Source organism: Methanosphaera sp. WGK6, from assembly GCF_001729965.1.
Taxonomy (GTDB): Archaea; Methanobacteriota; Methanobacteria; order Methanobacteriales; family Methanobacteriaceae; genus Methanosphaera.
Map to the genome: position 1 here is coordinate 1 of NZ_JRWK01000029.1, position 2,237 is coordinate 2,237.

Here is a 2,237-nt window from a genome sequence, read left to right on the forward strand (position 1 = left end):
ATGTTCTTAATCAAATAAATATGTAATGTAAATATCATGATTTTTTTTCAAAATATTATTCCATAGAGTACATGGTATATAGAATCTTTATTTAATCAGCGATTTATTATAAAAACTATTTTTAATACATACAATTTTATGAAAATAAGATTTAAACAAATTTCTTATTTTCAGAGAAATCACATTATTTAAATTAAAATTATATTCAATATTTTTTAAAATAATTTTTCATTTATTATAATATGACTGCTTCAGTATAATATTTGTTAATTCATACTTTAAATTTTAAGAAATATTATTCTGAAGAATATAGTTTAAAAAAAAATGAAATTCAAATTTTTTTGAAATGGGAGATATTCTATTGAATAATAAAACTATATGTTTTCTCCTATTGGTTATTACTTTAATAAGTTGTAGTGTAATTTCAGCTGCTGATACGACAAATATCAACACAACAAATACAATACAAACTAAAGATATAACACAAGAAAATACACAATCCATGGATAGTGTAAGTGAAATACAAAGTAATGATAATAATATGGATGGAAAGATAAATAATCAGAATCTGGAAAATAAAGTTTCAAATACAAATAATAAAAACACAAATAGTTTAAATTATACTACAAAATCCATAAAAACTAGTCAAGTTCATATAACTGAGGGAACTCCTGTGAGTAGTGAAAATGATATAACTGGTTCAGGAACATATTATTTAACACAAAATATTACATGGACTTCTTCAAAAACAATTAATGGAAACTTTGTATTATATGGAAATGGATATTCAATCACTGGTAATGGAAATACTAATTTTCTCCAAATATCAGGAACAGGTAATCAAATTCATGATACTATTATAACTAATATGGTTGGTGTAGTAATAGATATTGAAAGTGGTAGTACTCGTATGAATATTACAAGTACACAATTCATAAATAATCATGCAACTCAAATTATACACTTACAAGGTCGAAATGCTGCAATGAATTTAACTAATGTATTATTTGAAAATAATACTATAACAGGTAGTTCAGTAATATATTCACATACACATACATACTTAAATGCAACAGCAGTATCCTTTGTAAATAATAATGGTGTAGCTGCAGATGAATTAATCAGTCAACAGAATAATCAACATTTATATCTTACAAATGTATACTACATATCATCATCTGGAACACCTAATTTAATCACTGATTTATCTGATATTATAAGTAAACCAAATACAAATATCGAAGGAGGAGTTGCATCATATTATACAACTACTCTCATTGATAATGTAACAGTTTATGCTGGAAATAGTGCACAAGTAACTATGGTTGTTACAACGGATGTTGCTGGTTTGAATGTACCTTATGCAAATATAACATACAAAGTAGGTAATAATGCATCTCAAAAAGTTACAACTGGATATGATGGTTCTATAACAATAAATGTAGACACATCACGTGCTGGAACAATAATAATAACAAGTGACTATAATGGATTAACATTATCTAATGGTACAATAGTTTATCATTCATCAACAGGTCAAGGAACAATCACAGTACTTGAACGTCCAACATCAATAACAGCAACTGATATTACAGGAACTATAGGTAGCAGTACATCCACAACAGTAACAGTAACAGATATAGAAAATAAACCAGTAACTGAAGGAACAGTTTCATTAATACAAAATGATATAACAATAGCATCAATTGATTTATCACAGACAAATACAATTCAATTCACACCAAATACTGCTGAAACAAGTTCTTATAAAATAGTATACAATGGAATAGATGGAATATACAATCCAAGTAATGTATTAATAAATGGAAATATTAATAAATGTGATAGTATAACCAAAGCTAATGTAGTTAACAATACTGCAGGTAATGTAACTGTTAATGTAGTTGTAACTGATGCTGTAACTGGTAATATGGTTAGCAGTGGTGATATAACTATCAAAGATAATAATGGAAACATTGTAGGTAATGGTTCTATCGTCGATGGTAATGCTATTATTGTTACTAATATTACCAAAACTGGTGATTACACACTAAATGTAAGTTATAATGGAAATGATCAATACACTGGTAGTAGTACTCTTCTTAATGATGTAACAATCTATGGAAGAAACTCAACATTAAATGTTGTTATTACTAATAACACTATTGGAAACACTACACTTAATATAAGTGTGGTTGATAGTGTAACTAATAAAACAATTCCTAATGCAGATGTTA

The 2,237-nt window shown here is 26.5% G+C and carries 1 protein-coding gene; it reads left to right on the forward strand.

Annotation, left to right across the window (positions count from 1 at the left end):
- Positions 1-361: 361 nt before the first annotated feature.
- Positions 362-2,237 (forward strand): hypothetical protein (locus NL43_RS08055; protein WP_143741346.1); only part of this gene is annotated, 1,876 nt, incomplete at its 3' end.